At 72.1% G+C, this 22,889-nt stretch carries 20 protein-coding genes and 1 pseudogene; 14 read left to right on the top strand and 7 right to left on the bottom strand.

Annotation, left to right across the window (positions count from 1 at the left end; translation table 11 throughout):
- Positions 1-71 precede the first annotated feature (71 nt).
- Positions 72-1,256, top strand: a pseudogene (locus tag ACRX5S_RS17985) (M48 family metallopeptidase); the annotation flags it as partial.
- On the opposite strand, the gene ACRX5S_RS17980 reads toward ACRX5S_RS17985, so the two are convergent.
- Positions 1,237-2,520: a glycosyltransferase 87 family protein gene (locus tag ACRX5S_RS17980; protein WP_436773953.1), complete on the bottom strand. Its 1,284-nt coding sequence runs from the start codon at positions 2,518-2,520 to the stop codon at positions 1,237-1,239. The pseudogene ACRX5S_RS17985 and the gene ACRX5S_RS17980 overlap by 20 nt on opposite strands.
- 59 nt (positions 2,521-2,579) lie before the next feature.
- Between ACRX5S_RS17980 and ACRX5S_RS17975 the strand changes: the two genes are divergently transcribed.
- Positions 2,580-3,728 carry a glycosyltransferase family 4 protein gene (locus tag ACRX5S_RS17975; protein WP_436773952.1) on the top strand — a complete coding sequence of 383 codons (1,149 nt, stop codon included), beginning with the start codon at positions 2,580-2,582 and terminating at the stop codon, positions 3,726-3,728.
- A gap of 120 nt (positions 3,729-3,848) precedes the next feature.
- Here the strand turns inward: ACRX5S_RS17975 and ACRX5S_RS17970 are convergent, their stop codons facing one another.
- The gene (locus ACRX5S_RS17970; RefSeq protein ID WP_436773951.1) at positions 3,849-5,669 is read right to left on the bottom strand and encodes an AMP-dependent synthetase/ligase; all 1,821 of its coding nucleotides are present in this window, start codon (positions 5,667-5,669) and stop codon (positions 3,849-3,851) included.
- Positions 5,670-5,867: 198 nt separating this feature from the next.
- Here ACRX5S_RS17970 and ACRX5S_RS17965 point away from each other — a divergent pair, with 198 nt between their 5' ends.
- The 6 genes from ACRX5S_RS17965 (at position 5,868) to ACRX5S_RS17940 (ending at position 11,103) form a co-directional block, all read left to right on the top strand.
- Positions 5,868-6,635 carry a metallophosphoesterase family protein gene (locus ACRX5S_RS17965; RefSeq protein ID WP_436773950.1) on the top strand — a complete coding sequence of 256 codons (768 nt, stop codon included), beginning with the start codon at positions 5,868-5,870 and terminating at the stop codon, positions 6,633-6,635.
- Positions 6,636-6,753: 118 nt separating this feature from the next.
- On the top strand, positions 6,754-7,215 hold the full coding sequence (locus ACRX5S_RS17960) for an SRPBCC family protein (RefSeq protein WP_436773949.1): 462 nt from the start codon (positions 6,754-6,756) through the stop codon (positions 7,213-7,215).
- A gap of 93 nt (positions 7,216-7,308) precedes the next feature.
- Complete coding sequence (locus tag ACRX5S_RS17955) at positions 7,309-8,541, top strand: ArsA family ATPase (RefSeq protein WP_436773948.1); 1,233 nt, start codon at positions 7,309-7,311, stop codon at positions 8,539-8,541.
- 82 nt (positions 8,542-8,623) lie between these two features.
- Positions 8,624-9,232, top strand: a complete 609-nt coding sequence (locus ACRX5S_RS17950; protein WP_436773947.1) for a DUF5304 family protein — start codon at positions 8,624-8,626, stop codon at positions 9,230-9,232.
- Between the two features lie 104 nt (positions 9,233-9,336).
- The gene (locus ACRX5S_RS17945) at positions 9,337-10,275 is read left to right on the top strand and encodes an ROK family glucokinase (protein ID WP_436773946.1); all 939 of its coding nucleotides are present in this window, start codon (positions 9,337-9,339) and stop codon (positions 10,273-10,275) included.
- A gap of 87 nt (positions 10,276-10,362) precedes the next feature.
- On the top strand, positions 10,363-11,103 hold the full coding sequence (locus ACRX5S_RS17940; protein ID WP_436773945.1) for an endonuclease/exonuclease/phosphatase family protein: 741 nt from the start codon (positions 10,363-10,365) through the stop codon (positions 11,101-11,103).
- 108 nt (positions 11,104-11,211) lie between these two features.
- Here the strand turns inward: ACRX5S_RS17940 and ACRX5S_RS17935 are convergent, their stop codons facing one another.
- Positions 11,212-12,144 (bottom strand): hypothetical protein, encoded by a 933-nt coding sequence (locus tag ACRX5S_RS17935; protein ID WP_436773944.1) that lies wholly within the window; start codon positions 12,142-12,144, stop codon positions 11,212-11,214.
- Positions 12,145-12,146: 2 nt separating this feature from the next.
- Positions 12,147-12,932 carry an alpha/beta hydrolase gene (locus ACRX5S_RS17930; protein WP_436773943.1) on the bottom strand — a complete coding sequence of 262 codons (786 nt, stop codon included), beginning with the start codon at positions 12,930-12,932 and terminating at the stop codon, positions 12,147-12,149.
- A 204-nt stretch (positions 12,933-13,136) separates the two neighbouring features.
- Between ACRX5S_RS17930 and ACRX5S_RS17925 the strand changes: the two genes are divergently transcribed.
- The 4 genes from ACRX5S_RS17925 to ACRX5S_RS17910 all read left to right on the top strand — a co-directional run bounded on the left by ACRX5S_RS17925 (position 13,137) and on the right by ACRX5S_RS17910 (position 16,885).
- Positions 13,137-13,931 (top strand): lysophospholipid acyltransferase family protein, encoded by a 795-nt coding sequence (locus ACRX5S_RS17925; protein ID WP_436773942.1) that lies wholly within the window; start codon positions 13,137-13,139, stop codon positions 13,929-13,931.
- 164 nt (positions 13,932-14,095) lie between these two features.
- Positions 14,096-15,259 (top strand): MacS family sensor histidine kinase, encoded by a 1,164-nt coding sequence (gene macS, locus ACRX5S_RS17920; RefSeq protein ID WP_436773941.1) that lies wholly within the window; start codon positions 14,096-14,098, stop codon positions 15,257-15,259.
- Positions 15,260-15,483: 224 nt separating this feature from the next.
- On the top strand, positions 15,484-16,164 hold the full coding sequence (locus tag ACRX5S_RS17915) for a response regulator (RefSeq protein WP_436773940.1): 681 nt from the start codon (positions 15,484-15,486) through the stop codon (positions 16,162-16,164).
- Positions 16,165-16,300: 136 nt separating this feature from the next.
- On the top strand, positions 16,301-16,885 hold the full coding sequence (locus tag ACRX5S_RS17910; RefSeq protein WP_436773939.1) for a Uma2 family endonuclease: 585 nt from the start codon (positions 16,301-16,303) through the stop codon (positions 16,883-16,885).
- Positions 16,886-16,897: 12 nt separating this feature from the next.
- Here ACRX5S_RS17910 and glpK read toward each other — a convergent pair whose 3' ends face one another.
- Together glpK and ACRX5S_RS17900 are read right to left on the bottom strand one after the other, a co-directional pair.
- Positions 16,898-18,379, bottom strand: coding sequence for a glycerol kinase GlpK (gene glpK / locus ACRX5S_RS17905; protein WP_436773938.1), 1,482 nt, complete (start codon positions 18,377-18,379; stop codon positions 16,898-16,900).
- 119 nt (positions 18,380-18,498) lie between these two features.
- Positions 18,499-19,962, bottom strand: a complete 1,464-nt coding sequence (locus ACRX5S_RS17900) for a hypothetical protein (RefSeq protein WP_436773937.1) — start codon at positions 19,960-19,962, stop codon at positions 18,499-18,501.
- Positions 19,963-20,239: 277 nt separating this feature from the next.
- On the opposite strand from ACRX5S_RS17900, the gene ACRX5S_RS17895 reads away from it, so the two are divergent.
- Positions 20,240-21,265, top strand: coding sequence for a 6-phosphofructokinase (locus ACRX5S_RS17895; protein ID WP_436773936.1), 1,026 nt, complete (start codon positions 20,240-20,242; stop codon positions 21,263-21,265).
- Positions 21,266-21,344: 79 nt separating this feature from the next.
- Here the strand turns inward: ACRX5S_RS17895 and ACRX5S_RS17890 are convergent, their stop codons facing one another.
- Positions 21,345-21,707 (bottom strand): hypothetical protein, encoded by a 363-nt coding sequence (locus ACRX5S_RS17890; protein WP_436773935.1) that lies wholly within the window; start codon positions 21,705-21,707, stop codon positions 21,345-21,347.
- 234 nt (positions 21,708-21,941) lie between these two features.
- Here ACRX5S_RS17890 and ACRX5S_RS17885 point away from each other — a divergent pair, with 234 nt between their 5' ends.
- Positions 21,942-22,745, top strand: coding sequence for a hypothetical protein (locus ACRX5S_RS17885; RefSeq protein WP_436773934.1), 804 nt, complete (start codon positions 21,942-21,944; stop codon positions 22,743-22,745).
- Positions 22,746-22,889: the final 144 nt, after the last annotated feature.

Here is a 22,889-nt window from a genome sequence, read left to right as displayed (position 1 = left end):
GCACGGACAAGCCCGGGGGCAGGTCCGGGCACAGAACCGAACAGCGACAGAACGGGGAGGGAAGCCGGCTGATGTCCGGTCAGAAGGTTCTGGTGGTCTGCCTCGTCGTGACCACCGTCGTGCTGCTCGTGGCGGTCGCGCTGACCACGCCGTGGCGTCCGTTGCCCGACGTCCCCGGGGGCTCGACGGCGCCCGACGCGGCCCGCGACTTCACCGCCGCGGAGATCGCCAGGGGCCGGGAACTCGCCGACCACGCCCGGCCGCCCGTGTATCTGTCCATGGCGCTGAGCCTCGCCGTGTCGCTGCTGCTCGGCCTGACCCCGCTCGGTGCCCGGCTGGTCGCGGCGGTCGCGCGTCCGCTCGGTGGCGGCTGGGTCTGGCAGGTGCTGCTCGGCGGGCTGGTCCTGCTGCTGATCGGCCGCGTGGTCGCGCTGCCGTTCGACGCGCGCCTGGAGGTGGTGCGCCGCAGATACGGCCTGTCCGTGCAGACCTGGTCCGGCTGGTGGCTCGACGCCGCCAAGGGGTTCGCGATGTCCGCGGGCCTGGTGCTCGGCGTCGCGCTGGCGCTGTTCGCCCTGGTACGCCACTGGCCGCGCGCCGCCTGGCCGATCGCCGCGGGCGCCGGGGCGCTGCTGGTGGTCGCGATCTCGTTCCTTTACCCGCTGCTGGTGGAGCCGGCCTTCAACAAGTTCCACTCGATGCCGGAGGGCCCGCTGCGCACGTCGCTGCTGGAATTGGCGGAGAAGGACGGCGTCCCCGTCGACGACGTGCTCGTCGCCGACGCCTCGCGGCGCACCACCGCTCTCAACGCCTATGTCTCGGGCTTCGGTTCGACCCGCCGCATCGTCGTCTACGACACGACCCTGAAGAGCGCGTCGCCGCGCGAGATCGAGCTTGTCACCGCCCACGAACTCGGCCACGCCAAGCGCAACGACGTCCTGCACGGCACGCTGATCGGGGCCGCGGGCATGGCGGCCGGGGTCTGCGTGATCGGCCTGCTGATGACCTGGCGGCCGCTGCTGGACCGGGCGGGCGCGGACGGTCCCGGCGACCCCCGGGCCCTCGCGCTGCTGCTCGCGGTCGTCGCCGTCGTCACCACGCTGTCCGGGCCCGCGCAGATGCTGATCAGCCGCAGGCTGGAGGCGCGCGCCGACGTGCACGCGCTCGATCTGACCCGGGACCCCGACGCGTTCGTGGCGATGCAGCGGCGGCTCGCCCTCGCGAACCGCTCCAACCTCACCCCGAACCCGGTGCTCCATGTGCTGTTCGGGTCGCATCCATCGACTGCGGAGCGGATCGCACTGGCTCGGGACTGGGCGAAACTGCACGGGGTTCCGGAGCCGGCCAGTCCTCGGCCGTGAAGGGCGGCCGGGCGGACCGCCACAGGCGTACGGCCGACCAGACCGCGGCCGTCACCAGCAGCGCGTTGCGGGCCAGCAGGACGGCGACCGCCTGCGGTTCACCGGCCATCAGCCAGCCGAACCAGACCGGGAACTCCCAGGTCGTCAGCGGTACGGCGAGCAGGATCAGGGCGGCCACCGGGCGCTGCGTCGTCTCGCGCCGGGTGAGGCAGACGGCCGCGAGCCCGATCAGCCACACCATGTACTGCGGACTGAGCACCCGGCTGGTGACCACGAAGAGCAGGACGGCGGTGAGCGCCGCGTCGAACGGCGTGGCGGGTGTCCAGCGGCGGGCGCACACGCGCCAGACGAGGAGCCACACCATGGCGAGCGCGCTGGCCGCCAGGCTGATGCGTCCCACCAGATCGACGTGCGGTCCCAGGAACTCGATCGAGCCGTAGTTGAACTTGACCTCCCCCGACCAGCCGTGCGGCCGGGCCAGGTGGAACGGCGTCGCGAACACCGACTCGATCTCGATGCCGCGGTCCCGCTGCGCGGTCAGGAAGCCGAACGCACCGGGCAGCGCGGCGGCGAAGCCGAGCACCACCGCCACCGCGCCGATCACCGTCCACAGCAGCGCCTCGACGGCCCGCCGCCCGCGCGGCGCGCCGACCAGCAGCAGCACCGGCCACACCTTGACGGCCGCCGCGACACCGGTGAGCAGTCCGCTCGCCCTGGGACTGCGCGCGGCCGTCGTCAGCGCCGCGACCGCGAGCGCAGTGACGAACAGGTCGTACCGCGACAGGATCATCGGCCCCAGCATCGGCACCGCGGCCACCCACAGCGCGGGGCCGAGCACCGAGCGGCCGCGCAGCAGGCACGCGAACGCGACGGCGTCCGCGAGCAGCATCAGCACGAAGAAGGCGTGCGTGTACGACAGCGGCGCGATCAGCATGGGCAGCAGCAGCACCCCGGCGGCCCCGGGCGGGTACTGCCACATCACGTCGTCGACCGGGAACGTGCCGGAACGCAGCGTCTCGGCCCAGGGCGCGTAGATGCCCGACACGTCGGTGGTGACGATCGGGTACGGGTTGTACAGCACGTCCAGCGTGACGAGCAGCAGCCAGGCGCGCGTCAGGATCCAGGCGGCGGCGACGCTCCAGCGGGCTTCCCGGCTCATGCTCTCCCTCGCGGTCAAGGCGTGCGCGTCACCGTACCGTCTGAAATCATCTCGACCCGATGACAAGCGTGCGCAAGACCCTGATCGTCACCAACGATTTCCCGCCGCGGCCGGGCGGCATCCAGTCGTTCGTCCACGCGATGGCGCTGCGGCTGCCCTCGGACGGCGTGGTCGTCTACACGTCGTCCTGGAAGGACAACACCGAGGTACGCGCCTTCGACCGCGAACAGCCGTTCCCCGTCGTCCGCGACGCCACCAAGATGATGGTCCCCAATCCGTGGGTCTTCCGGCGCGCAAAGGACATCGCGCGCGCCGAGAAGTGCGACGCGGTGTGGTTCGGAGCCGCCGCGCCGCTCGGCCTGATGGGCGTCGGGCTGCGCGAGGCCGGTGTGTCGCGGCTCGTCGCGACGACGCACGGGCACGAGGCGGGCTGGGCGCAACTACCGGTGTCCCGACGGCTGTTGCGCCGAATCGGCGACAGCGTGGACACGGTCACCTATCTGGGTGAATACACGCGCTCGAAGATCGCGCCGGCGCTGAGCCGCGAAGCCGCCGCGCGCATGGTGCAGTTGCCGCCCGGCGTCGACGAGACCGTCTTCCGGCCGGGCGTCGGCGGTGCCGAGGTGCGCGCGCGGTACGGCCTCACGGACCGCCCCGTCGTGGTGTGCGTGTCGCGCCTGGTCAAGCGCAAGGGCCAGGACACGCTGATCCGCGGCATGCCGGAGATCCTGCGCCGGGTGCCGGACGCCGCGCTGCTGGTGGTCGGCGGCGGTCCGTACCGCGACGACCTGGAGAAGCTGGTGGACGAGGTGGGCGTACGTGCGTCCGTGACCTTCACCGGCCCGGTCCCGTGGTCCGAACTACCCGCCCACCACGAGGCGGGCGACGTGTTCGCGATGCCGTGCCGCACCCGGCGCCGCGGGCTCGACGTCGAGGGCCTGGGCATCGTCTACCTGGAGGCGTCCGCGGTGGGACGCCCGGTGGTCGCGGGCGATTCCGGTGGCGCGCCCGATGCGGTCCTGGACGGCGAGACGGGCTACGTGGTCGACGGCCGCTCCACCGCGCAGACGGCCGCGCGCGTGGCCGACCTGCTGCTCGACCCGGTCAAGGCGAAGGCGATGGGGGAGCGCGGGCGGCGCTGGGTCGAGGAGGCGTGGCGCTGGGACCTGCTCGCGGGACGGCTCAGGGGGCTGCTGGGCTACGAGTAGCGGCCCGCCGGCGCCCCCGGCAAGCCTCGGGCGCCGCCCCCGCAGGAGCGGCGCCCGGTGTTCGGCATGTGTTGCTCAGCGCGGCCTCCACGGTGCCTGCCGCGCTCGACGCGCCGCGGATCAGGCGGGAGTCTTCGCGGGCGCGTAGATCGTCTCCACGTCGGCTGCGAAGTCCTTCATCACCATGCCGCGCTTGAGCTTCATCGACGGGGTCAGGTGGCCGCTCTCCTCGGTGAAGTTGATGGTGAGGATGCGGAACTTCTTGACGCCCTCGGCGCGCGACACGGCCTTGTTGCCGTCGTCGATCGCCTCCTGCACGGCGGCGATCAGGTCGGCGTCGTCGACCAGGTCGGCCACCGTCGCGTCGGCCGGTTTGCCGTGTGTCTCCTTCCAGCGCGGGAAGGTCTCCGGGTCGATGGTCACGAGCGCCGCCACGAACGGGCGGGCATCCCCGACGACCATGCACTCGCTGATCAGCGGGTGCGCCCGGATGCGGTCCTCTATGACGGCCGGGGCGACGTTCTTGCCGCCCGCGGTCACCAGGATCTCCTTCTTGCGGCCGGTGACCGACAGGTAGCCCTCGTCGCTCAGCTCGCCCAGGTCGCCGGTGCGGAACCAGCCGTCCTCGAAGGCGTCCTCGGTCGCGGCGTCGTTGTGCCAGTAGCCCTGGAAGATGTTGACGCCCTTGAGCAGGATCTCGCCGTCGTCGGCGATGCGCACCGCCGAGTCGGGGATCGGGCGGCCGACGGTGCCGACGCGCACCGCGTCCGGCGGGTTCAGCGTGGTGGCGGCGGTCGACTCGGTGAGGCCGTAGCCCTCCAGGATCGTCAGGCCGATGCCACGGTAGAAGTGGCCGAGGCGGGTGCCCAGCGGGGCGCCGCCGGAGACGGAGAACTTGCAGCGGCCGCCGAGCGCGGCGCGGAGCTTGGCGTACACCAGCTTGTCGAACGTGGCGTGCTTGACGCGCAGGCCGAAGCCCGGGCCCTTGCCGTCCAACGCCTCGCTGTAGGCGATCGCGGTGTCCACGGCCTTGCGGAAGATCTTGCCCTTGCCGTCGGCCTCGGCCTTGGCGGTCGCGGTGTTGTAGACCTTCTCGAACACGCGCGGCACGGCGAGCACGAACGTCGGCTTGAACTCGGCGAGCTCGGTGGTGAGCTGGCGGATGTCCGGGCAGTGCCCGGTGCGGACGCGCGCCTGCATGCAGATCACGTGCAGCTCGCGCCCGAGCACGTGGGCCAGCGGGAGGAAGAGCAGGCAGGACGGGGCCTCGACCTGGAACAGCTCCTCCAACTGCTCGATCAGGTTGGTCGACGCGCCGTAGAAGTTGCGGTGCGTGAGCACGCAGCCCTTGGGACGCCCGGTCGTGCCGGAGGTGTAGATGAGGGTCGCGGTCGAGTCGCCGGTCAGGCCCGCGCAGCGCTCGTCCACCGCGGAGTCGTCCAGTTCGGCGCCGGCCTCGGCGAGCGCGGCCTCGACGGCGGGCGTGTCGCCCTCGTCCATGCGCCACACGTGGGCCAGGTCCGGCAGCCCGCCGCGGATGTCGGCGAGCGTCTCCTCGTGGGCGGCCGACTCGACGACGCACGCGGTGGCGCCGGAGTCGGACAGGATCCACTCGACCTGCTCGGCGGACGACGTCTCGTAGATGGGCACGGTGATCGCGCCCGCCGACCAGATGGCGAAGTCCATCAGGCACCACTCGTACCGGGTGCGCGACATGAGGCCGACCCGGTCGCCCGGGCTGATCCCGGAGGCGATCAGGCCCTTGGCGGCGGCGTAGACCTCGGCCTTGAACTGGCGCGAGGTCACGTCGGTCCAGCGCCCGCCGGTCTTGCGGGACAGGACGGCGGTGTCCGGTGCCTCGGCGGCGTTCGTCCTGATGATGTCGGTCAGGTTGCCTTCTGCGGGCACTTCGGCCACGGCCGGGACGCTGAACTCGCGCACGGACTGCTCCTTGATGGCGGTTGCCGGTGGTCGGGCAGACGTTACTGGCAAGTAAGGTGCGAGTGACAGGGGTCGTGACAATCCTGTGCCTCTCGTCACCTCCGGGCCCGGGGGCCCGGCTGCCGTTTCGTTTCGCCTGCCCTACCCCCGAGGGTATGCGACCGGTCCCATATGTGGCGGCGCCGGTACGCTGCGGGAATGCGGGTCCACGTGGTGAGCGACGTACACGGCGAGGCGCAGGCGCTCGCCCGGGCGGGTGACGGCGCCGACGCGCTCGTGTGCCTGGGCGACCTGATCCTGTTCATCGACTACCACGACCTCACGCAGGGGATCTTCCCCGAGTTGTTCGGCCTCGACAATGCGGTGCAACTGGTCGCGCTGCGGACGGCGCGGCGTTTCGAGGAGGCGCGCGCGTTCTCGCGGTCCCTGTGGGCCTCGCTCGCCGAGCCGCCTCAGGAGGCGATCGAGAAGGCGGTGCGGCGGCAGTACGCGGCGCTGTTCGCCGCCTTCCCGGACCCCACGTACCTGACGTACGGCAACGTCGACATCCCCGCGCTGTGGAACGACTACGCGCGCGACGGCGTCACCGTGCTGGACGGCGCGACGGTGGAGATAGGCGGACGGACGTTCGGGTTCGTCGGCGGCGGCCTCAAGACGCCGATGCACACCCCCTACGAGATCTCCGACGAGGAGTACGCCGCCAAGGTGGCCGCGCTGGGCAAGGTCGACGTGCTGTGCTGCCACATCCCGCCGGCCGTCCCCGAACTGACGTACGACGTGGTCGCACGCCGCTTCGAGCGCGGAAGCGAGGCCGTGTTGGAGGCCATCCGGGCGACGCAGCCCGCGTACGCGCTGTTCGGCCACGTCCACCAGCCGCTTGCCCGGCGCATGCGCATCGGGCGGACCGAGTGCGTCAACGTCGGGCATTTCCAGGCGACCGGGAGGCCGTACGTGCTCACCTGGTGAGCCGCCCCCCGGTGGCCACCGCCACAGGCCCCGCCGGGCGCGATAGCCTTCGACGGAACCGCAGCGTCCCCGCCCGGGCGGCGCGCAGGGGTGAAGGCTTCCCGGAGGGCTGCTGACGATGGCGGAACGGACCAGATCGAGCATCACGATCGACGCCACGCCGGCCGAGGTCATGGCGGTGATCGCGGGCTTCGCCGAGTACCCGGACTGGACCGGCGAGGTCAAGGAGGCCGAGGTCCTGGAGAAGGACGAGCAGATCGGCCGAGGCACGCGCGTGCGGTTCGTGCTGGACGCGGCGGCCATCAAGGACGAACACGTCCTCGCCTACACGTGGGACGGCGACCGCGAGGTCCGCTGGACCCTCGTGACCAGCCAGATGCTCAAGTCCCTCGACGGCACCTACGCGCTGCGCCCGCTGGAGTCGGGCACCGAGGTCACCTACGAGCTGCGCGTCGACGTCAAGATCCCGATGCTCGGCATGATCAAGCGCAAGGCCGAGAAGGTCATCATCGACCGCGCGCTGTCGGGGCTCAAGAAGCGTGTCGAACAACGGCCGGACACCGTCAAGAAGAGCGGCTGAGGGGTTGGCGGATCGCGGGCCCGTCGGCGGGACGACGGCCGATCGGTACACCCGTCGGCAGGCCGGTCGGCGCGCGGGTTCAGGGGTCGCGCGGTGACCCGGGTCGTGCTGGTGACCGGTCTCGGCGGAGCCGGGCGTACCACCGTCGCGGCGGCCACTGCGGTCGCCGAGGCGCGCGCGGGGCGCCGTACCCTGCTGCTCGCGGCCGACGGGACGGCTGACGCGGACACGGTGCTGGGGCTGCCGCTGGGGCTCGACCCGGCCGAGGTCGAGCCCGGGCTGTACGCGGCGCGCGTCGCGGTGCGCGAGGAGTTCGAGCGCGAGTTCTTGCTGGTCCAGGAGCAACTCGGCGGAATACTCGCGCTGTTCGGGGTCGATCCGCTCGACCCCGAGGAGATCGCCGCGGTGCCGGGCGCCACGGACGCGCTCGCGCTGCGGGTGCTGGCCAGGCATGTGCGCGCCGCCGACGACGCCGCGGCCTTCGACCTCGTCGTGGTCGACATGCCCCCGGCCGAACAGGCCGTGCTCGCGCTCGCGCTGCCGGAGACGCTGGCCCGCTACCTCGACCGGCTGCTGCCCGTCGAGCGCCAGGCCGCCCGCGGGCTCGCGCCGATCCTGGCGGTGGCGGCGGGGGTGCCGATGCCCGACGAGTGGGTGTACGCGACCGCCCGCCGGGTCATCGCGGAACTCGACGCCGTACGGGCGGTGCTGGACGGGCCGGGGACCTCCGTGCGCTTCGTGACAAGGCCGGGGCGTGTCGCGGCCGCGGCGGACCGCCGGGCGGCGTCGGCGTTGGCGCTGTACGGCCGCCCGGTCGGCGACGTCGTGGTCAACGGCCTTGCGGAGGGCGGCACCCTCGCCCACGACCGGGCCGCGGCGCTGCGCGCGCTGTTCCCGGACGCGGAGACGGCCGCGGTGGCGGTGGGCGAGGACGAACCGCTGGGCGCCGACGCACTCGCCGGGTTCGCGGAGACGCTGCCGCGCCTTGTGGACCCGTCGGCGGCGGCGGGGGACGCGGTGGGCGATCGGGGCGGGAGCGTTTCCGCGGGGGCCGAGCGCGAAGGGGCCGCCGAGCCGGAGGCCGGGTTCGAGGTCGAGGCGGACGGGGACCGGCTGGTGCTCCTCGTCCCGCTGCCGGGCGCCGAGCGCGGGGAACTGGACCTGCTGCGACGCGGGGACGAACTCATCGTGACGGTCGGCGCGTACCGCCGCATGTTGCCCCTGCCGTCCGCACTGCGGCGATGCACTATTGAGGGGGCCGGGCTTCGGGGCGGTGTGCTGCGGGTCCGGTTCGTCCCGGATCCCGCGGTGTGGATGCGGCGGTGACGCGACGCGTGGCACGCGGAAGAGCTGCGGAGTTCGCCCCGGCGGCCGGGCACACGGGAGAATGCGGCGGGTGGAGCCTTCGATGAAGAGGACGGACGGATCCGACGACCCGTGGGCCGGTGTCGCGGACCCTGTTCCGGGCGCCCGCGCGGGCCGGTCCGGCGACGGGGCCGACAGCGCGGCTGATGGCGGCGCCGACGGCGGTCGGGCGGACGGGGCCGACGACGCGCGCGGGGATGACCGCGGGGACGCGTACCGCGACGAGCGTGGCGATGGCGACGGGCGCGGCGATGAGGGGGCGCGGCAGGAGTCCGCCGACCGCCTCGCAGAGGAGGCCCGCAGGCTCGCGGAGGCGGTGGCGGCGCAACTGGGCGGCGTACGCGAAGAAGTGCGCGAGAAGGTTGTCGAGCCGCTGATTCGGCGGCACCCCGAGGCCGCCGCGCACCTGGGTGCGGCGGGTGCGGAACTGCTCGCCGCCTACCGGGCGTTGGTGGCCGACAAGGAGCGCCGCTGGGCATCCCGCGCGGCCCCGGCCCAGCGTGTCGACATCGACATCGAACTCGACGCGGACGTCGAGCGCGACGACGCGGGCGCTACCGCCGACTCGGGCGAGGATTCTGAGCGCGGCTCGGGTTCCCGGCCCAAGCGTCCCCGGGACGACAGCGGCGACGAGCCGTCACAGAGCGACTGACCCGGCATCCCGCCTGCCCGCGCGTACCACCGGCGGCATCCGTACCCCCGTACACCCGCGCATCCGCACCATCGGCCCCCGAAACACCGAGGACGACAGACGATATGGGACTGACGATCGGCGTCGACATCGGCGGCACCAAGATCCTGGCGGGCGTGGTCGACGCCGCGGGCGTGGTCCTGGACCGCGTGAAGGTGCCGACTCCGACCGACCCCGAGGCGGTCGCGGAGGCCATCGGCGACGCGGTAGGCCACCTCGTGCAGGACCGTGAGGTCGAGGCCGTGGGTCTGGGCGCGGCCGGGTTCATCGCCGCGGACCGGGCCACCGTCATGTTCTCCGCGAACGTCACGGCGTGGGTGGACGAGCCGCTGCGCGACCGCATCCAGAACCTCGTCGGCCTGCCGGTCGTGGTCGAGAACGACGCCAACGCGGCCGCCTGGGCGGAGGTCCGCTTCGGCGCGGGCGCGGGGCACGAGGACGTCGTCTGCCTGACGATCGGCACCGGCATCGGCGGCGCGATCGTGCTGGACGGGCGGCTCGTCCGGGGCCGCCACGGCATCGCGGGCGAGCCGGGCCACATGCGCGTCGTCCCGGACGGCCTGCTCTGCGGCTGCGGCAACTACGGCTGCTGGGAGCAGTACGCCAGCGGCAACGCGCTCACCCGCTTCGCCCGCGAACGCGCCGCGGGTGAACCGCAGGCCGCCGAGAAGCTGCTCGCCTTCGGTGACGGCACCCCCGACGGCATCCGCGGCCCGCACGTCACCCAGGCCGCGAGGCTGGACGACCCGGTCGCCCTCGCCGCCTTCCGCGACGTCGGCGAGTGGCTGGGCCAGGGCATGGCCGACCTGGCCGCCCTCATCGACCCCGGCGCGTTCGTCCTCGGCGGCGGTGTCTCCGAGGCCGGTGAACTGCTGCTGGCCCCCACCCTGAAGGCGTACCACCGCGTCCTCACCCGAGGCCACCGCCCCGCCGCCGAAGTAGTCCTCGCCACCCTCGGCCCCGAAGCGGGCCTCGTAGGCGCCGCCGACCTCGCCCGCCGATAGCTCCTCGGTGCTGCCCCGGAACGACGGCTTGGGGTGGCTGTTCCCGTTCGGCGCGCGGATCGGGTGCGCGGGGGTGAGCATGGGTTGATGGGGCAGGCCGGGGTTGAGAGTGGCGACGGGTTCGGCGCGGGCGTCGAGTTGCGGGTGTTGTCGTACAACGTGCGGTCGTTGCGGGACGATCGGCGGTTGCTGGTGCGTATCATTCGGCACTTTGCGGCGGATATCGCGCTGATCCAGGAGGCGCCGCGGTTTCTGCTGCCCGGTGTGCAGGCGGAATGGCTCGCGCGGGCGTGCGGCTTTGCGGTCGCGGCCGGAGGGGCGGCGGCGACCGGGCCGATGGTGATGGTGGCGCCCGGTATCGACGTGGTGGCGGCGCGGAGCGTGTTGCTGCCGCGTACGCCCGGGTTCCACCAGCGCGGTGTCGCGCTCGCCCGGTTGGCGGTCGGCGGCGCGCGGTTCGCGGTCGGAAGCACGCACTTGAGCCTGGACGCGGAGGAGCGCCGCTGGCAGGCGGACCTCGTCCTGACCCATCTGGCGGACCTGGGCGAGAAGCACCGCATCCTGGCCGGCGACATGAACGAGTTCCCGGGGCATCCCGGCTGGGACCACCTCGCGGCGGAGCTCCAGGACGGTTACGCGGTCGCGCCCTGGGGGCTGGAGTTCACGTCGCCGCACCGCAACCCCTGGCGGCGCATCGACGGCGTGTTCGCCTCGGAGGGCGTGGAGTTCGTGCGGTGCGGCGTCCCCGAGGACTTCACCGCCGCCGAGTACGAGGCGGCGACCGACCACCGCCCGGTGCTGGCCACGCTGCGCGTGCCGATCGGCTGACGCGACGCGCCCGCGCCGGCCGGGTGTCCGGTGGGCCGAGGACTTGAGTGCAGTGCTTTGGGGCCGTGAGTCCGGGCCGGGAGGCCGTGGGTCCGGACCGGGAGGACGTCAGACGACCGCGCCGTCGTCCGGGTCGTCCTCGTCGTGGTCCTGCCGCAGGCGCGACACCAGCGCGATGAAGCCGCCGCCGCAGACCGCGATCGCCAGGAACGTCGTCCACTCGCCGATCGGGCGGCCGAGCAGCACCACGGCCAGCAGGAACAGCGGCCCGCCGAGCAGCGCGGTCCACGCCGTCTTCGTGGCCAGGTCGGTCTTCGGCAGCGGCGGAGGCGGCGGCGGGACGAAGTGGCCCTCGGGATCCTCGTCCAGTTCGTCCGGCTCGGAGTCCTCCGGGCGCTCATCGGACGGCGTCCAGTCGCGCGGCCCCGGCGACACCACGCCCACGCGGAACGACCCGTCGCCCGGACGCGTGACACCGCTCTTGCGGCCGCTCGGACCGCCGCTGTTGTCGACGTCCTCGGCGACCGGCCAGCGCGGCACGGGGTCCGCCACCTCGGTGTCGAAGCCCGCGACGATCTGGGCCCACAGCTCGTCTTCGTCCGGGGCCGCGGTATCGGCCGAGGCGGCTGCGGCGGCCGTGCCCGACGACGGGTCGGCCGCGGCGGTCCTGGTGCTCTCGGGGGCGTCGGCGGCGCCTTCCGCCGGGGTGTCGGCGGGGGCGTCCCCGGGGCTCTTCGTGTCCTGGATCTTGCCGTCCGGCGCGATGGCGGGGCTGCCCGAGTCGTCCTCGGCCGCCGCTGTCCCGGCCTCGGCCCGCTCCTCGGCGGCCTCGCGCTCGCGGCGCAGCAGCGCCCGCGCCCGCGAGGTGGCCGCCGCGTCCACCCACAGCCGCAGCAGGTCCGGCTCCTCGTCGAGCGGGGTCACGTAGGCGGCGACACCCTCGGTGCGCAGCACGACAAGCATGTCGTCGGCGAACCCGGGGTCGAGGTCGGTGAGGGGCTTGTACGACTCCGCGTCGAGCCCGTTGCCACGTCCTGGCACTCTCAGTCCTTCGCGTCGTCCTTGTTGTCGTCTTGCCCGTCAAACGCGGTCAGACGGCGGACGAATTCCAGGCTTTGCGTGAAGAGATACTCGGCATCGTTGTCCAGTGTGGCCACGTGGTAGCTGTCCGGCAGCAGTTCCGCGGTCACGTCAGTAGACGATATCCGGGCGAGGACCGTCTCGGAGTTCGCCGGATTGACCACGTGGTCCTGCGGCGAGCGGAACAGCAGCACCGGCTGCGTGACCTGCGGGAGGTCGCCCTGCACCAGCGGCCACAGGCGCGCGAGCGAGTGCAGCGGCTTGAGCGGCGTGCGCGAGTACGCCAGCTCGGAGGCGCCTTCCTTGCGGATGTCGGAGCCGATACCGGGCAGCGAGCGCACGAGGTGCTTCAACACCGGGAGCGCCTTCAGCCGCGCGTCGTCGGCGTGCACCGACGGGTTCACCAGCACGAGGCCCGCGACCTGTTCGCCGCGCTGCTCGGCGAGGCGCAGCGCGAGGGTGCCGCCCATGGACAGGCCGCCGACGAAGACGGCGTCGCAGCGGTTGCGCAGCGAGTCGAAGGCGCGCTCGAGTTCGGCGTACCAGTCCTGCCAAGTGGTGAGCTGCATGTCCTGCCAGCGCGTACCGTGACCCGGGAGCAGCGGCAGCGACACGGTCAGACCGCCCGCGGCCAGGTGCTCGGCCCAGGGGCGCATCGACTGCGGGGTGCCCGTGAAGCCGTGACTCAGCAGGAAGCCGACGGGGCCTCCGTCGTGGTGGTACGGCTCGGCACCAGGCAGGATCGACACCGGGCGGCTCCTCTCACTTCCTCGCGAATCACGTGCTCGCGGGCCTGCGCGGGCTCACCGGAGGCTCCTCGGGGCTCGGTCCAGGGGAAGCCCAGGGGAATGCTCCCACGGGCGCGCGCACGCCGTACAGCCGTGTACGCCCGCCCAGGCGACCCGCGCCGGGACATGCCTTAAGGTTCGAGTCGGTTCACGAGGAGGTCAGGGTTGTTCTACCGGCTGATGAAGCTCATCATCGCCCCGCTTCTTCGGCTGTTCTTCCGCCCCGAGGTCGTCGGGCGCGAGAACATCCCGGAGCGCGGGCCGGCGATCCTGGCGAGCAACCACCTGTCCTTCTCGGACTCCTTCTTCCTGCCGGCGATGGTGACCCGGCGCGTGACGTTCCTGGCGAAGATGGACTACTTCACCGGGCGCGGCGTCAAGGGGCGCCTGACCGCGGCGTTCTTCCGAGGGGCGGGGCAGCTTCCGGTGGACCGCACCGGCGGCAGCGCGAGCGAGGCGGCGCTTCAGGCCGGGCTCAAGGTCCTGGGCCACGACCAACTCCTGGGCATCTACCCGGAGGGCACGCGTTCGCCGGACGGACGCCTCTACCGCGGCAAGACCGGCATCGCGCGCATGGCGCTGGAGTCGGGGGCGCCGGTGGTCCCGGTCGTCATGATCGACACCGAGAAGATCCAGCCGCCGGGCAAGGTGATCCCCAAGATCATGCGAGTGGGCATCAAGATCGGGAAGCCGCTCGACTTCTCGCGGTACGAGGGCATGGAGGACGACCGCTTCATCCTGCGCTCGATCACCGACGAGATCATGTACGCGCTGATGGAGCTGTCCGGTCAGGAGTACGTCGACCTCTACGCGGCCGACGCCAAGAAGGCCATCACCGAGGCGCGCAAGCAGGTGGCGGCCGAGGAGAAGGCGGCCAAGGCGGCCAAGGCCGAGGCGGAGAAGGCAGAGAAGTCAGAGAAGGCCGAGAAGGCCGAGAAGACCGGCGGCGGCGCGGCCTGACGTCCGTCACCCGTTCCACGCGGTTTCGCGTCTCCCGCGCCTGACATCCGACCCGTCCCGGCTGTCCGTCCCGCGACGACCATGCCCTCCGCGGCCCGCCCGGCTCTACCATCGTCGCGGGGTGGCGCGTGAGGCCGCGGTGCCCGCGTACCGGGAGGATCGGGATGTCCGTCGAACAACCGCTGTGGCGCGCGCTCGCGGTCTTCCGGCTGCTCGCGCTCGGCTACGCGGTCATGCAGTTCATCAACGCCGCCGACGAGTACCGCCACCCGTACGGCGGCTGGGCGGTCATGGGCGTGCTCACGCTGTGGACGCTCCTCACCATGTACGCCTTCGAGAAGCCCGAGCTGCGCAGTTGGCCGGTGCTCAGCGTGGACCTGGCCCTCGCGGTCCTCAGCGTGCTCGCGACCCGGTGGCTGGACGACCCCGCGCGCGTCGCCGACGGCAGCCTCACGCTCCCCACCGTGTGGTCCTCGGCCCCCGTACTGGCCTGGGCGATCAAGGGCGGCTGGCTGACCGGCGCCATAGCGGCCCTCGTCACCGGCACGGCCAACATCGTGGAGCGCGGCGAGATCGCGCAGAGCAACCTGCACAACATCGTCCTGATGATGCTGGCCGCCACCGCGATCGGGTACGTCGTCGAACTGGCCCGGTCCAGCGAACGCGCCCTGGCCCGCGCCCTCCAACTGGAGGCGGCCACGCGCGAACGTGAGCGCCTGGCGCGCGACATCCACGACAGCGTCCTCCAGGTCCTCGCCCTCGTGCAGCGGCGCGGGGCGGAGATCGGCGGGGAGGCCGCCGAACTCGGGCGGCTCGCGGGGGAACAGGAGGTCGCCCTGCGCCAGCTCGTGTCCGACGCCCCCGTCGACCTGGAGGCCGCCGACCTGCCGGGGTCGGGCGTGGGCGACGATCCGGCGCGGCAGGACGTACGCACACTCCTCGGCCGCCTCGCGGGCGCCCGCGTCAGCGTCGCGTCGCCCGGCACCCCGGTCCTGTTGCCCACGCCGGTGGCCCGCGAACTCGCCGCCGCGGCCTCGGCCGCGCTCGACAACGTCTGGCGGCATGCGGGAGAGGGCGCCCGAGCGTGGATCCTGCTGGAGGACGAGCCCGACGAGATCATCGTGAGCGTCCGCGACGACGGCCCCGGCATCGCCCCCGGACGCCTCGAAGAAGCCCGCGCGGCAGGCCGGTTGGGGGTGTCCCAGTCGATCGAGGGACGGCTGCGCGACGTCGGCGGGACGGCGCTCCTCACTTCGGTCCCGGGCCAGGGCACCGAGGTCGAGCTGCGCCTGCCGCGTCGCGCTGCGGCCCTCAACGGCCAGACCTGAGCCGCGCCCGCCGGACCGTTCGCGGGTCCTCGGCCGACCGCGCGGGGAACCGTACAGAATGCGCTCGCCGCCCACCGCATTGCGTCGGCACACGGCACCGGCGGGCGGCCGCTCCGGACCGCCGGGGCGCGACTCCGGTAGGTTCGTGATCCGGCGTCCCGCGCGATTCCGCGCGCGATCCCCGACGACACGACACACCCGAGTCGCAGACGAGGTGGGCAGCGATGACCGAAAGTGCTCCGGCCGAACCGCCCGTCCGCGTGCTCGTCGTCGACGACCACCCGATGTGGCGCGACTCGGTGGCCCGGGACCTCGCCGCCGCCGGTTACGACGTGGTCGCAACCGCGGGCGACGGCCCCGAGGCGATCCGCCGCGCCCGCGCGACCGCGCCCAACGTCGTCGTCCTGGACCTCAACCTCCCCAAGCTCAGCGGCGACGAAGTAGCGCGCGAACTGGTCAAGAACGACCCGACCGTACGCATCCTCGTACTCTCCGCGAGCGGCGAGCAGGAAGACGTCCTCGAAGCGGTCAAGGCCGGCGCCACCGGCTACCTGGTCAAGTCCGCCAGCGCCGCCGAACTCCTCGAAGCCGTCGAACGCACCGCCAAGGGCGACGCCGTCTTCACCCCCGGCCTCGCCGGCCTGGTCCTCGGCGAGTTCCGCCGCATCGCCACCAACCCGACCGCCCCCAACTCCCGCGAACCGGCGGCCCCCCGCCTCACCGACCGCGAAACCGAGGTCCTCCGCCTCGTCGCCAAGGGCCTCTCGTACAAGCAGATCGCCGAACGCCTGGTCCTGTCCCACCGCACCGTCCAGAACCACGTGCAAAACACCCTCAACAAACTCCAGCTCCACAACCGCGTGGAACTCGTCCGCTACGCCATCGAACGCGGCCTCGACGACTGACGACGAACTACTCCCACTGCTCCAAATGGGCGATCCCCCTGGCGAACGCGCCACCGGTGCGCCGGATCTTCGGAAGCGTTCTCGTCGTCAGAAGCGCATGCGATGCTGGAAGTCCGGATCGGAGGGTGAAGGTCTCATGGCCGTCAATGAGGCACTTGAGGCGCACGAGGGTCCCTGGACCGTCGAAGAACTCCTTGCCAGGGACGAGCATCCGTCGCGCGCTCGGGTCGAGCTGATCAGCGGTTCCCTGGTCGTGTCCCCTGCTCCTTCGTGGCCGCATCAGGCTGCTTCCTCTGAGCTGTGGTATCAGTTCAAATCCGCGATCCGCGCGGCCAAGGCTCCCTACAGGGTGGCCGCAGCGGTCAATGTCCGGTCGGCTGACCAACTCTTCATCCCGGACATTGTGGTCGCTGACGAGGCAGCCGTGACCAAGCAGACCGTCGTTGTCGACGCAGAAGCTGTCTTGTTGATCGTCGAGATCGTTTCTCCAGGGAACACGGCGGCCGACCGCGTCTGGAAGCCGAACGCGTACGCCAGGCTCGGGGTGCCGCACTACTGGCGTCTCGAACCGTTGGACGACAACCCCGAGTTGGTAGTTCACGCGCTCGACGGAGACCACTATCGCGAGGTTGCGAAAATCACGGGGAGCGCGGTGGTGCCCGTGGGCGACGCCTTCTCGGTAGAGGTGGACGTACCCCAGGTGTGCGACGACCTCGGGTAGAGCAAGGGCGGTTCAGTCGGCCCAGCCCTTCGCCCGCTCCACCGCCTTGCGCCAGCGGGCGTAAGCCTCTTCGTCTCGGCGGCCGGGGGTGAAGCGGGCGTCGAGTTGCCAGGTTGCGGCGAGTTCGGCGGGGGTGGACCAGACGCCGGTGCCGAGGCCGGCGAGGAAGGCGGCGCCGAGGGCGGTGGTGTCGCTGATCTTGGGGCGTTCGACGGAGACGCCTAGTTGGTTCGCTTGCAGGGTGCACAGGAGGTTGTTCTCCGAGGCGCCGCCGTCGACCTTGAGGGCGAGGAGGGCGAGTGCGGCGTCGGAGGTCATGACGTCGACGACGTCCCGGACCTCGTAGGCGATCGCCTCCAGCGTGGCGCGTACCAGGTGGGCGCGGGTGGTGCCGCGGGTGATGCCGAGGATGGTGCCGCGGGCGGTGGGGTCCCAGTCGGGGGCGCCGAGGCCGGTGAGCGCGGGGACGAAGACGACGCCGCCCGAGTCGGGGACCGTGCGGGCGATCGGCTCGGTCTCCGCGGCGGAGCCGATGACGCCGAGGCCGTCGCGCAGCCACTGGACCGCGGCGCCGGTGACGAAGATGGAGCCTTCCAGTGCGTAGGTGAGCGTCCCGTCGGGTGCGCCCCAGGCCACCGTGGTGAGCAGGCCCGCGGACGAACGCACAGGCTCCGCACCGGTGTTGATGAGCACGAACGACCCGGTGCCGTACGTGCACTTCACGTCGCCGGGCGCGTGGCACGCCTGGCCGAACAGCGCCGCCTGCTGGTCCCCGGCGATCCCCGCGATCGGCAGGTCGAGGCCGAGGAAGACGTCCGGGTCGGTGCGCGCGACGGTGCCGTACGAGGCGACGACCTGCGGTAGCGCGTCCATCGGCACGCCGAACAGGTCGCACAGCTCCGCCGACCATGCGCCGCGCTCGATGTCGAACAGCAGGGTGCGCGAGGCGTTCGAGGCGTCGGTGACGTGGCTGCGCCCGGAGGTGAGGCGGGCGATGAGGTACGAGTCGACGGTGCCCAGCGCGACCCGCCCCGCCTCGACGTCGCGCCACACGCCCTTGTCGTGCTCGGCGAGCCAGGCCAGCTTGGTCGCGGTGAAGTACGGGTCGAGCCGCAGGCCGGTCAACTCCGCGACGCGGGGCTCGTGTCCGGCGTCGGCGAGGCGCGTGCAGATGTCCGCCGAGCGGCGGTCCTGCCACACGATCGCGCGGCGCGGGGACGAGAGCGTGCGGCGGTTCCACAGCACCGCGGTCTCGCGCTGGTTGGTGATGCCGAGGGCGGTCGGTGCGTCGTCCTTGTGGCGCGCGCGGTCCAGCGCTTCGCGGCACGCCTGGAGCGCGGCCTGCCAGATCTCCTCGGGCTGGTGCTCGACGCGTCCCGGCTCCGGGAAGTGCTGCTGGAACTCCTGGTAGCCGCGCGCCAGGACGCTTCCGTCGCGGGCCACCAGCAGCGCGGTGACCCCGGTCGTTCCGGCATCGATCGCAAGCACACTCATGCGACGAAACGATATGGGCTCGTCGCCCGTGCGGGTCCCCCTCGACGCGCCTGCGTTGCGCGCACGAATGAACGCGGTCGCCCCCGGGAGGAGGCGGCCGCGTTCTGGGGGGTGGGCGGTCAGTTGATCCAGGGGTTGCGCGGCCGGTTGATCCACGGGTTGGCCGCGTGTGCGGGAGCGGGTGCCGACGTCCGGCCGAACGCGCCGAGGGTGCCCCAGCGCGACCAGGCGATCGCCAGCGCCCCGAGCAGCACGGAGAACACCGCGAGGGCGATCAGGTACGGGATGCGGTCGGCGCCGGTGCGTGGGAGGTCACCGTCGACGTACGGCGGCTCGGTCGTGTTCCGCTGGTCGTCCGGGCCGGGGGGCGCCGGGGCATCGTCCACCGGGACCTGCTCGGCGGGCGGTTGCGACGTGTCCGCGGGCGGAGGCGGCGGCGTACTCGACGGGGCCGTTGTGGTCGGCGTGCTGCTCGGGGGTGTCGTGGCCGGCGGCTTGGACGACGTGGCGGGCGTCGTCGGCGGGGTCGTGGTCGGCGGCCGGGACGACGGCGGTGCCGACGTACTCGCGGACGTCGACGGCGACGCGGACGTGCTGGACGGCGGCGTGCTGGACGGCGGCGGGCTCGACGAGGGCGGGCCGGTGCACGCCTTGCCGCCGTTCCACCCGGCGATCATCCGGGTCGGGAACTTCCGGTCCGGGTACCGCGGCAACCGGTCGCCGTCGAACTTCTCGCCGCTGCCGTAGAGGTCGATCTGCCCGTAGCAGGGGGGCATGAACCTGGAGATGTCCAGGACCGCCGTCGGCTTCTTGCCGGTGAGCGTCACGGTGTGCTTGCCGAGGAAGGCCTGCTTGCCGGACGTCTTCCAGGTCGGCCCCTCGGCGCTGTACGAGGCGAGCGACACCTTGTACTGGCACTTCTTGTCGACCTTGTCCGCCAGTCGCACGTTCAGCTTGGAGTGGAACCCGCCCAGAAGGCCGCCGCGGTTCCACGTGCGTCCGCCGTCCTTCGACCATTCGATTCTGGTGGCCGGGCACTTGGACGACTTCGCGGGGGGCGAACTCGACGGCTTCGGGGTCGGTTTCGGTGCGGGATCCGAGGAGAGCCACTCCAGGACGAGGCTGTTGTTCGCGGGGTTCGGGTCGCTCTCGCTGGAACTGCTGGCCTCGACCTTGTGGAAGGTGCCCTTCAGGATCGCGGTGATCTCTATCTTCTCCGTCGCGCCCTTCCTGATCCGCTTGAGCGGACAGATGACACTTGCGTCCTTCAGGGAACAGCCTTTCGGGGCGCGGTAGAAGACGACGCCGTCCGTGACGGACGCGCGGAACTCGCCCTCGACCGTCGGCGTCGGGCCTTTGTTGCTGATCTTGAAGGTCAGCTTCGTGGAGACCACGCCGTCCTTGGTCTTCGTCTTGCCCCGGTCGACGGTGACGCCGCTGTCGGCCTGCGCCTCGCTGATACCGGTGTCGGGATCGGGGAGGGCGGCGTCGGCGACTCCGGTCGACGCGAGCAGGAGCAGGCCCACTATTGCCGTGAGACCGAGCCGGCGCCCCGGCAGGCGCCGTCTGATTCCTGTGGACATCCTCGTCCTTTCGACAACGGGTCACCGGCCAACCTCTCGCGGGCACGGGGCCTCGCGATATCCGTTCCGCGTCGACGGCACGACTTGCGCGCCCGGGAACCGGCCGACGGCGCCGGGCGTTTCCCGGTGACTCTTCCGATCACTCTTTGGAGATCGCCCGAACGGGTTGCGCGGACGCACGGTGGGGCAGGCACCTCGCGGTAGCGTGACGTGTGGGCGTACCGGACAAAGATCCATACGTACTGATCCCGTCCACGGCAGGCGAAGGGGAAGCTCGATGCGCGTCGGAGTCCTGACCGGTGGGGGCGACTGCCCCGGCCTCAACGCGGTGATCCGGGCCGTGGTCCGCAAGGGAGTCACGGAGTACGGGTACGACTTCGTCGGTTTCCGCGACGGGTGGCGCGGCCCGCTCGAAGCGGACACCCAGACCCTCGACATCCCGGCCGTACGCGGGATCCTGCCCCGCGGCGGCACCATCCTCGGGTCGTCCCGCACCAACCCGATGAAGATCGACGGCGGCGTCGAGCGCATCCGCGAGAACCTCGCCAAGCTGGAGGTCGACGCCCTGGTGGCGATCGGCGGCGAGGACACGCTGGGCGTCGCGACCCGGCTGCACGAGCACGGTGTGCAGGTCGTCGGCGTACCCAAGACCATCGACAACGACCTCGGCGCGACGGACTACACGTTCGGCTTCGACACCGCGGTCAACATCGCCACGGAGGCGATCGACCGGCTGCACACGACGGCCGAGTCGCACCGCCGCGTCCTGATCGTCGAGGTCATGGGACGCCACGCGGGCTGGATCGCGATCCACTCCGGTATGGCGGGCGGCGCCAACGTCATCCTCATCCCCGAGCAGCAGTTCGACATCGAGCAGGTGTGCGCCTGGGTCGAGAGCCGCTTCCGCACCAACTACGCCCCCATCGTCGTGGTCGCCGAGGGCGCGATCCCGAAGGAGGGGCAGATGGTGACCAAGGACCAGACCCTCGACGCGTTCGGGCATGTGAAGCTGTCCGGCATCGGCGACTGGCTGGCCTCGGAGATCGAGCGGCGGACCGGTCACGAGGCGCGCACCACCGTGCTCGGCCACGTGCAGCGCGGCGGCACGCCCACGGCGTTCGACCGCTGGCTCGCCACCCGGTTCGGGTTCCACGCGATCGATGCGGTGCACGACGGCGACTGGGGCAAGATGGTCGCTCTGCGCGGGACGGACGTCGTCACGGTGCCGCTCCAGGACGCGACGCGCGAGCTGAAGACCGTGCCCGAGTCGCTGTACGACGAGGCCAAGACCCTGTTCGGCTGAGCCGAAGCAACGCACAGGGGCGGCGCGGCGGCGTTCGGAGACGGACGTACACGCGCCGCCTCGTGCGCGAAGTGGCTCTTCAGTTCCCGGTGTTGTAAGCCGCGACGCTCGGGCTCGGCGGCTGCGGCGGGATCGACGCGGGCGTGAATATCGGCACGGCGGTCGACGGAACGCCCGCGCCTCCCGGAGCCGGAGCAGGCGCCACGGGACGGCCCTCCGCTCCCGGCCCGACGGCGGCCGGGCTCGCGGTCGCGGTCGCAGTCGCGGGAGCGTCGACCGCCCACGGCGTGCTCGACCGGCCCGCAGCCGGTGCCGTGGAAGACGGCGGGCGGTCGCCGTCGTCGGGGAACCACGCCCAAGCGGCCGCCGGCAGGCAGACCAGGGCGAAGGTCGCGAGCGGCAGCGCGAGTCCGCGCCTCGATTCGTCCCCACGACGTCCCACGACGGCCTCCAGTGCCGCTGCCCGACCCGGCGTTCGTGCGGTCCGGCAGGACGGCGGTCCGCCGTGTACCGCACGACGAGCGCGATGCTGCCGCAGCGCTGATCGCGGATCTATCCGAACCGCGCGGTGGGACCATCGCGTTCCGCGCGAAAGCGGGCGGTCGGCGGCATGTCGGAAACCGCCGCGCGCGGGGACCGACCGGACGGCAGGCCGTTCCGGCTAACGTCCCTGGTCATGAGCGACTACTTGGCGGGGACGGGCGGGACGAGCGACCACGATCGCCTCGCCAAGGTGAGCACAAGCGGCAGCGCCGGCCTCGACCCGCAAGACGGACTGCCCCGAACGGGCAGCGGATTCCCCGAGCGCGGCCCCCACGGCAGCCTGCTCGGCGATCCACCCCACCCCCCTGAGCGTCGAGGCTCAGGCGCGGGCGCGGTGGTCAACGCCGTCATCGGCGCGATGGTCCTCGTGCTCGTCGCCGTCGGCGTCGTCGTCTTCCTCAAGGCCCGGGACGACGACAAGGAAGCTGCCGGCGGATTCACGCCCGAGGAGTTCTTCGGCGCGAACGGCTCGCGCAGCATCCAGGACAGCACGTACGAGCAACTGGCCACCGACACGCTCGACTGCACCGCCGGGGCCGAACCGGGGCTGGCCCCGCTGCTGGACGAGAGCGGCTGCACCGGCGTGATCCGCGCGGTGTCCGTGGACGCGGGGCGCCGCTTCGTCGGGACCGCCTCCGTCGTCCGCGTCGCCGACGAGGCGCGGGCCGAACAATTGGAGGCGGACATCAATGCGGGCAGGGCCGGAACCGACCGCGTCCCGTTCCTGCTCCCGCCGCCCGGGACCGGCGCGACGTACCGGCCAGACCCCGCCAACCTCACGATCGCGCTCGCGACCGACCGTTACCTGGTCGTGGTCGAGGTCGCGCGCTTCGACGGCTCGGCAGCCGAAACCGGGGACGAGCAAGCCGGCACCACGGCCCGCGACCTCGCTTTCGTACCGGTGGACCACATCCTCGCCGAGATGCTGCGCGCCTGAGCGGACACGATTCTCGGCACCGCGTACGCGACCTGATGCGCCGACGAAATGACCATGACACAGCGCCTAAATGGTCTGTGTTCGAGGGAGATGGTGTCCCGTTCGTCCGCCGGCGCTGTGGGGGGCAACACCAATGGTGTTGCC

It is taken from the genome of Yinghuangia sp. YIM S09857 (genome assembly GCF_051388915.1).
Lineage (GTDB): Bacteria > Actinomycetota > Actinomycetes > Streptomycetales > Streptomycetaceae > Yinghuangia.
The sequence above is the reverse complement of the archived record's forward strand: the minus strand, read 5'-3'. Positions and strand labels throughout refer to the sequence as shown.